7 protein-coding genes and 3 tRNA genes are annotated in these 8,218 nt (G+C 33.2%); 6 read left to right on the top strand and 4 right to left on the bottom strand.

Translation table 11 applies throughout. The features are described 5' to 3' along the window. Positions 1–113: 113 nt before the first annotated feature. The 3 genes from AB671_RS09470 to AB671_RS09460 all read left to right on the top strand — a co-directional run bounded on the left by AB671_RS09470 (position 114) and on the right by AB671_RS09460 (position 3,175). A complete protein-coding gene (locus AB671_RS09470) occupies positions 114–791 on the top strand; it encodes a DUF2461 domain-containing protein (protein ID WP_066676589.1) in 678 nt (225 codons plus the stop codon). A 104-nt stretch (positions 792–895) separates the two neighbouring features. Then, complete coding sequence (locus AB671_RS09465; RefSeq protein ID WP_066676591.1) at positions 896–1,690, top strand: FkbM family methyltransferase; 795 nt, start codon at positions 896–898, stop codon at positions 1,688–1,690. Positions 1,691–1,699: 9 nt separating this feature from the next. After that, the gene (locus tag AB671_RS09460; RefSeq protein WP_066676592.1) at positions 1,700–3,175 is read left to right on the top strand and encodes a lipopolysaccharide biosynthesis protein; all 1,476 of its coding nucleotides are present in this window, start codon (positions 1,700–1,702) and stop codon (positions 3,173–3,175) included. Here AB671_RS09460 and AB671_RS09455 read toward each other — a convergent pair. The 4 genes from AB671_RS09455 to AB671_RS09440 form a co-directional block, all read right to left on the bottom strand. Continuing rightward, positions 3,168–4,232, bottom strand: coding sequence for a hypothetical protein (locus AB671_RS09455; RefSeq protein WP_066676594.1), 1,065 nt, complete (start codon positions 4,230–4,232; stop codon positions 3,168–3,170). The two genes, AB671_RS09460 and AB671_RS09455, sit on opposite strands and share 8 nt — an antisense overlap. A 111-nt stretch (positions 4,233–4,343) precedes the next feature. Next, a complete protein-coding gene (locus AB671_RS09450; RefSeq protein WP_066676596.1) occupies positions 4,344–5,198 on the bottom strand; it encodes a glycosyltransferase in 855 nt (284 codons plus the stop codon). A gap of 90 nt (positions 5,199–5,288) precedes the next feature. After that, positions 5,289–6,689: an aspartate ammonia-lyase gene (gene aspA / locus AB671_RS09445; RefSeq protein WP_066676597.1), complete on the bottom strand. Its 1,401-nt coding sequence runs from the start codon at positions 6,687–6,689 to the stop codon at positions 5,289–5,291. Between the two features lie 68 nt (positions 6,690–6,757). Continuing rightward, on the bottom strand, positions 6,758–7,783 hold the full coding sequence (locus tag AB671_RS09440; protein ID WP_066676598.1) for an N-acetylmuramoyl-L-alanine amidase: 1,026 nt from the start codon (positions 7,781–7,783) through the stop codon (positions 6,758–6,760). A 136-nt stretch (positions 7,784–7,919) separates the two neighbouring features. On the opposite strand from AB671_RS09440, the gene AB671_RS09435 reads away from it, so the two are divergent. From AB671_RS09435 to AB671_RS09425, 3 genes are all read left to right on the top strand, one after another. Continuing rightward, positions 7,920–8,006: transfer RNA gene (locus AB671_RS09435), tRNA-Ser, on the top strand. A 13-nt stretch (positions 8,007–8,019) separates the two neighbouring features. Then, a tRNA-Pro gene (locus AB671_RS09430) sits at positions 8,020–8,094 on the top strand. A 32-nt stretch (positions 8,095–8,126) separates the two neighbouring features. Further along, a tRNA-Arg gene (locus AB671_RS09425) sits at positions 8,127–8,200 on the top strand. The last annotated feature ends 18 nt before the right edge of the window (positions 8,201–8,218 follow it).

Here is an 8,218-nt window from a genome sequence, read left to right as displayed (position 1 = left end):
ATAGCCACAATTAACAGATAATACGTTTTATAGATTAATAATTATGAAATAATGAAAACTTATGGGATAATAATTTCAAATAATATTATTTACATTTGATTAAAATTTAAAATATGGCATCTCAGATTTCATCCAAGCTATTTGATTTTTTAAAACTTATTGAGAAAAACAACAACCGAGAATGGTTTAACGATAATAAAAATCTTTTTCTTGAAGCTCAATCAGATTTCCAAGATTTCACCGAAGAATTGATTAGCGAAATGGGGAAATTTGATGAAACTATTTTAAAACTCGATGCCAAAAAATCATTACTAAGAATCTATCGAGACACCAGATTTTCAAAAGACAAAACACCTTACAAAACCTATTTCGGTGCATCGCTTGGAATGGGGAAAATAAATACAAAAGCTGGATTTTACCTTCATGTAGAACCCGGAAAATCTTTTTTAGGAAGCGGAATTTATTTACCTGATTCACCGGTTTTAAAAGAAATAAGAAAAGAAATCTCTGTTTTTAAAGACGAATTCTTAACCAGTATTGAAGATAAGGATTTCAAAAAATATTATGGAGAGCTTGACCAGGAACACAAACTAAAAAATATACCTCAAGGTTTTGAAAAAGACAATCCAATGGGCGAGTTTTTAAAACTGAAAAGTTTTATTGGTGTACACAACATGACCGACAAAGATTTGATGGAAAAAAATGCAGTAAAAAACATTTCAAAAATATTTGAAGCTGCAAAACCTTTGAATGATTTTCTAGATACCTCAATTTCAAACCTCCAAAATTAAACAAAAGCAAAATAAACACTGATAATCAATTTATTACAATTAAATATTTTTAACAACAATTTAACATTTTTCATTACCTTTGCTGGTCGTCAAATTTCCATACAATGTCTTTATACCAGCAACTCGCAGAAAAACTACAATACATCAGTCCAAGTTTTTATAAACAGAGGTATTTTAAAAGTTTAAAAAATCTCAGCAAAGAAAATTTTTCGGGTCGTAATGTAGAACCAGAGCTAGTTTGGATCAAAGAATATTTACAAAACGATGCCATAATTTTTGACATCGGAGCCAATGTAGGAACGTTTCTTTATCAGTTTGAAAACAAATTGAATCACAAGAATATTTTTGCTTTTGAGCCCAATAAAAAACTCAATATTCGACTGAAAAGATTGTTTCCGACAATGAACATTTCTTCTGTGGCACTTTCTGACGAAAACACAACGGCACAGTTTAAAGTTCCGATTATTAAAGGAAAAATGGTTGCTTCAAGAGGTACTTTAAATACTTCTTACAAAGAAAAAGACGAAGAAAACTCTTATACAGAAACCGTAGAAGTTGTAAAACTGAATGATTGGGCGAAATCTAAAAACATCAAAAAAATAGATTTCATCAAGATCGATGTGGAAGGAAACGAAATGAAAACTCTTTTTGGCGGAAAAGAAACCATACAGAAATTCAAACCTACTTTAATGGTTGAAATGGAACAAAGACACCACGAACAGCCGATTTGGAACGAAATTTCCGAAGTTGAAAACTGGGGTTTTGAAGCCCATTATTTACACCGAAAAACATTTACTCTCGAAAAATTGACCGAAGAGATTCTATTAAAAAACATCAGCGACGAAAAGAATAAAACCGACTACATCAACAATATCATTTTCCTTCCCAAAAACGTTTAAAATCTAAATATGAGTGTAGTAGCAAGGCAGGGTTTTAAGTATTCCATTATCGGGTACGTCGCGACGTTGATCGGGATGTTCTCCATCTTTATTTTCACCAACGACCTCTTTTTTTACGGAAAACTAAGATACATTATGTCTGCTGCAGAAATGCTGGTTCCTTTTGTTGTGTTGGGAATTTCATATTCGAATGTGAAGTTTTTTGGCAAAGCTCACGAAGATGACAAACATCAAAACATGTTGTCTCTTTCTTTAGCATTGGTTTCTATTAATTTTTTAATCTTTTTGGTTGTTTTTTTCCTTATCCCAAGCTTTTTCCCTGAATTTACAAAAATGAAAATCTGGGTAAGCAAAAAATACATTTTGCCGCTTGTTTTAACGCTTTCTTTATGTGCAATCTTTAACCGATATATTTCCAATTACAAAAGAATTGTTGTTTCTAATATCTTCGACAATCTTTTACCGAAATTAGCCAACTTAGGGTCTTTCTGTCTGTTTTTTTATTTTCAGTTTTCAGAGCAGATTGCATTGGCTTTTTTCTTCGGAATGTTCGCTTTAATGCTTACAGGATATATTTATTACACCAACAAACTTGATAAAATACACCTTGATTTCAGCAGAGATTACTTTAAAAAAGACAATTTCTATAAAGAATTTGCAGCGTATAGTTTCTTTGGTTTTTTAGGAACTTTCGGAAATCATATGGCGATCAACAATTATATGATTGGTGAATTTATTGGTGAAGAAGAGATTGCTGTTTACAGCATTTTATTGGCACTTATTTCATTGATATCCATTCCGCAATTGGGATTATTTAATATTTCGGCACCAATTATACGAAAGAATCTTGCCGATGGAGACATGCTAGAACTCGACAGATTTCACAAAAAAACATCGTTGACCATTTACTTTTTGGGAGCCGTATTGTTTGGCTGTATCATGGTAGGATTCCCGTATTTAACTTATTTCATGCCCAATAAAGGAGATTTACTGAGAATGTATGAACCCGTAATCTGGATTTGGGGTTCTGCTGTTCTAATGGATCTAGCGACAGGTTTTAACGGAAATATTATCTCGCTTTCAAGATATTATAAATTCAATATTATCGTAATGCTTTTATTGGCTGGTTTAACGATCAGCTTAAACTGGTATTTCATCAACCACACCGATCTTTCATTGATAGGAATTGCTCTGTCAACCGCAATTTCGGTTACTCTTTACAATCTTATTAAAGTTATTTTCAATTATTTCGTGTTTAAGGTCTCGCCCTTTTCTATTGAAATGATCTTCGTGTCGATTATTTGTACTTTAGCGATTACGGTGGCTATTGTTTTGCCTGTTTTTGATAATAATTTCATCAATCTTATTTATAAACCGGCTGTTGTTTTAGTGCTTATATTTATTGGAAATCATTTCACCAAAATATTCCCAATTGAAGATTATCTGAATATGAAATTCTTTAAAAGTATCTTGAAATTTAAGTAAGTTTGTGAAGAAGATCTTCTAAATTTTTAAGAACTGTTTGCTTGTTGTATTCTTTCTGAAAATCATATTGAACATTCTGTAATTCGTAAAACTGCTCAATAACATTTTCTTTTTCTGCAACGATAAAATCAAGATTTGAAATATAATTTTCAGGGAAAACTGCGATTTTACCAAACTTTATTGCATCACCAATGTTTCCGGTCATTTTTGTTTTTCCGTACACTTCTTTTTGGCTGAAAAATTCGGTTTGCTGTTGAATTGGACACCACAAAACATCCGCTTTTTCCATCCATATTTCAAAATCTTCCTGTGAAACTCTTTCTTTGAAATAGGTAATATTGATATGCTCAAGAGAACGTTCCAAATCGATAAGCTCCTTTAATTCGTCGTCTTTAGCTTTTCCAAGAAATACAAATTCAATAAGTGGGTTTTTCAGTTTATAACCTCCTTTCATTCTGTTTTCTAAGTCTAAAATAATCTTATTTACGTTTTCATAATCTCGTCTTTTCTGAGAAACTCCACCCGGGATAATTACTGTAAATATTTTATTTACAGGTAACTCAATGGATTTTGTATAAAAAAGTGGTAAAAACCGATATTCATGCGAAGAGAATTCTTTATCCAAAACCAAAAGATTCTTTGATTTTTTATAAACTTTTGATGTATTAAAAAGACCTTCCTTCCACCATAATTTCAATCGATAAATAACATCTTCCTTGAAAACATTTTTGATTAAATCTAATTTGGAAGCCTTTGAAAAATTAAGATTATGAACAATTACAGCAGTTTTATATTTATTGGTAATATTCAAAAAAGTATTGAAATATCGATGAACCGTTCCTATAATTATTAAATCATATTTTTTAGATTTAAACTGATCTAAAATCATTGAATTATCAGATAAAAAAATAGGTACACCGTGAGTATTAATCTGATTTCTAATTCGTTCAGAAAAATAATAGTCCACAGAAAACCCTTTTGAATCTTTCATCAGATCCATAAAATCAGCTGCAATTTCTGCATGAGTATCGATTTCTATGTAAGCTATTTTTTTCAAAATGAAAATTTAAAATTTAGATGTTAAGTTTAGGCTAAAGCCAATGAAATGATTCTATTTTTTTAAACGGGCTAAAGCCCATTCCTATTAAAATTTAAAATAAGTCACATTTTAAATTTTAAACCACTTCTTTTTAAACTGATTCCAACGCTGCTGATTAATTATTTTCTGTTCATCTTTTGAAATTTTCAACTCAAGATTTTGAGATTTACATTTTTCGTATGAACTGATAATCTGAAACAGAAATGAAGGTGATTTTATTTTTGCAGATTCTTTTGCTGCCGCAACATAAGTCAGGAAACGGTTTAAGCCTAAAAAATAAAAATATCGTCCATAATAATCAGCTGGTTTTATGGTATAATCTGCACCTTTTACTTTAATTAATTTTACGTGTAAATCAGGAAGAACAACTTCTTTCCAACCTAAATTTTGCAGAAGAATTGCATCAATATTATCCCAACCCAATGTTTCTCGCAAGCCTCCCATTTGAAGAAAACATTCTTTTCGATACGCTTTCATCGGACCGCGAACATGATGTTTGTTGGAATTTCCTTCATACACCCATTCTCCACTTTTTTCAACATACAATAGTCCTCCAACCAAACCATAATCAGGGTTTTTCACAAAAGAATCTGCAACAGTTTGTAAATAATTTTCTGAAAGAATAATATCTGAATCAAACTTGCAAATAATATCAAATTGATTCAAATCCTGAGTTTGTAAACCGTTTTTAAAAGCCGCAACCACCTTTGAGCCTGGTTGATGAAGCGATTTTTCCAAATTAATGGTTTCAAATCGGGAATCCTGAAGAGTGTATTTTTTAATGATTTCTGAAGTTAAATCAGTTGAACCGTCATTAACAACCACTACTTTAAAATCCTTAAAACTTTGCTGTTGTAAAGAATCTAAAGTAAACGGAAGGTTATTTTCCTCGTTGTGTGCAGGAATTATGATTAAAAATTTCAATGTAAATTATCAATGATGAATAATAATTGATAAATGATAAAATTCAACAGTTAGCTTGCATCAATTATCATTTATCAATTGTCGTTACTATTATTTATTGTGCGGAGTCAGCATGTTTTTAGGGTCTAGAATTTCATCTAATCTCTCCTGCGAAAGTAAGTTTTGTTCCAAAACCAGATTATAAACACTTTTGCCTGTCTCTAAAGCTTCTTTTGCAATTTTTGTAGATTGTTTATACCCGATATAAGGATTTAAAGCGGTTACAATCCCGATGCTGTGTTTTACCATATTCAGGCAAACATCTTTATTGGCAGTAATTCCGATCACACATTTCTCACGAAGCGTTTCTAGAGCATTGCACAAGAAGTGAATATTTTCCATAATCGCGTGCGAAAGTACAGGTTCCATTACATTTAACTGTAATTGTCCTGCTTCAGCAGCAAAAGTCACTGTCAAATCATTTCCAATTACCTTAAAACAAACCTGATTAACCACTTCCGGAATTACCGGATTTACTTTCCCTGGCATAATCGATGAACCTGGCTGCATCGGAGGAAGATTGATTTCAGATAATCCGGCTCTAGGCCCTGAAGAAAGCAATCTTAAATCATTACAGATTTTAGAAAGTTTCACGGCAAGGCGCTTCATTGCTGAAGAATAAATCACATATGAACCTGTATCCGGAGTTGCTTCCACCAAATTGGGAGCAGAAATAACCGGATATCCTGTTAATTCTGCTAAATTTTTAGCACAAAGCGTTGCATAACCGATTGGAGCATTAATTCCTGTACCAATAGCCGTTGCGCCCATATTGACTTCAACAAACAGATTGGCATTATTATTCAGTTTTGAAATATCTTCTTCTAAAGTAGCTGCAAATGCTTCAAACTCTTGTCCCATCGTCATCGGAACAGCATCCTGAAGCTGCGTTCTTCCCATTTTAATGACATCATGAAACTCTTCACCTTTTGCACGGAAAGCTTCCACAATCCCTATCAGTTTTTTCACCAACGTTTCATTCATCTGCAACAATCCCATTTTGATTGCTGTAGGATATGCATCATTGGTAGACTGCGAAAGATTGATATGATCGTTTGGTGAACAGAATTCATATTCACCTTTACTTTTTCCTAATTTTTCTAAAACCCGGTTGGCAATTACTTCATTAGCATTCATGTTAATAGAAGTTCCTGCTCCACCCTGAATCATGTCTACCGGAAATTCACTGTGGAACAATCCGCCAATCAACTCGTCGCAAGTTTCTGCAATTTTAAAATATAGATCCTGATCTAAAAGACCTAATTCATAATTGGTTTTAGCAGCCGCTTTTTTCACATACGCCAACCCTTTGATAAATTCCGGATACGATGATAAAAGCTGCCCCGAAATTTTGAAATTATCAATTGCTCTCTGAGTTTGAACTCCGTAATAAGCATTTACCGGAACATTTAGTTCACCCAGTAAATCGCTTTCTTGTCTGAAATTTTCCATTAAATATTATTTAATAGTTTAATTATTTGATTAATAAAAAACGCACCGTAAAGATGCGCTTTAAAAATTTATTTTGTAGGATATTTTTGATTTAAAGCTTGAAGAATTGCCCATGTTTCGGCATCCATGATCCCATTGTAGTTTTGAGGTCTGAAGTGATATTGCAATGCTTCAATTGTTTTTTTGGTTGCATCATCCCATTTTCCGTTAGGCGAAATATCGTAGCCAAATTTTTGTAATGCAGTCTGTACTAAAAAGATGAACGGAGACTCATTGTATCTCGTAGAAACATCGGTTTGTGCGTTGGTCAAAAGATTCTGTTTTGTAGCTTCGTCATACCACATTCCGACTTGATATTCGTCGTAAAGCTTTTTCCACGGAAACTGTGGACCCGGATCTTGTTTTCTTAATGGTGCAATATCTGAATGCGCCAAAACATTGGTTGCAGGAATATTATATCTGGTTACAATATCTTTAGCTAAAGCAGCTACTTTTTTAATTTGGTCGTCACTGAAAGGCTGAAAAGTCCTTGCTCCAGTTGCATCAGCTGTAAACCCCATATTTACGATCTCAATTCCAATTGAAGTATCGTTTAGGTTTTTATCTGCGCGCCATGCACTTACTCCTGCGTGATAAGAACGTTTGTTTTCGTCTACCAATTGATAGATCTCATTGTCACCTAAATTATTTACAAGATAATGTGCACTCACTCCTTGCTGAGTAAGAACTGTTATCGATTTATCATCCGGTAAAACGGTGTAATGAAGAATAAGATACTTTTGTCTGAAATTTTGTGCAATTGCGGGGAAATGAGTTTTTACAACTTTGTATCCTGCAGGTTTTGCTGAAACAATAGAACCGTAACTTGCCGTGTTATCATTTTTAGTGATATCTGCAATATTGGTAGTAAAAAACTCTACTCCACTTTCTTTTGTTATTTGTGGTTTAATTTTTTCCTGAGAAGTAGAATTAGTTACAGTTTTTGGTTGTGAGACTGGAGTTTTGGAACGGTATGTATTTTTTTTAATATTTTTTTGTGAAGTACATGAAAAAACAAGTGTACTTAAGCTTATGATATATAATGTCTTACGCATTAGTTTAAATTTTTAATCATTTATAAGCGTAAAAATACACAATTTTTTTCTGAAATTTATTTGGTAAATAAAGAAATCTGTTCTATATTTGCACTCGCAATAACGGAGCAGCGATCATTCAAAAAGACGTTATTTAGGAGAGTTGCCTGAGTGGCCGAAAGGACATGTTTGCTAAACATGCGTACTGGTAACGGTACCAAGGGTTCGAATCCCTTACTCTCCGCATTTATTATTCTCGGGGCGTAGCGTAGTCCGGTCATCGCGCCTGGTTTGGGACCAGGAGGTCGCAGGTTCGAATCCTGCCGCCCCGACTGTTTTAATAGTTTTCTCAAAACTATTCAATGGGTGCGTAGCTCAGCTGGATAGAGCATCTGCCTTCTAAGCAGACGGTCTCAGGTTCGAATCCTGACGCGCTCACTTAAAACTCACAATTTT

It is taken from the genome of Chryseobacterium sp. BGARF1 (assembly GCF_001677955.1).
In the GTDB taxonomy this organism is placed as follows: Bacteria; Bacteroidota; Bacteroidia; order Flavobacteriales; family Weeksellaceae; genus Chryseobacterium.
Note: the sequence above shows the minus strand (reverse complement) of the source record. Positions and strands in the feature narration are given on the sequence as shown.

Bases quoted from the DNA above. Each gene is read 5' to 3' on its own strand.
- AB671_RS09440 (WP_066676598.1), bottom strand. From the start codon at position 7,783: ATGCGTAAGACATTATATATCATAAGCTTAAGTACACTTGTTTTTTCA.
- AB671_RS09470 (WP_066676589.1), top strand. From the start codon at position 114: ATGGCATCTCAGATTTCATCCAAGCTATTTGATTTTTTAAAACTTATT.
- AB671_RS09460 (WP_066676592.1), top strand. From the start codon at position 1,700: ATGAGTGTAGTAGCAAGGCAGGGTTTTAAGTATTCCATTATCGGGTAC.
- aspA (WP_066676597.1), bottom strand. From the start codon at position 6,689: ATGGAAAATTTCAGACAAGAAAGCGATTTACTGGGTGAACTAAATGTT.
- AB671_RS09465 (WP_066676591.1), top strand. From the start codon at position 896: ATGTCTTTATACCAGCAACTCGCAGAAAAACTACAATACATCAGTCCA.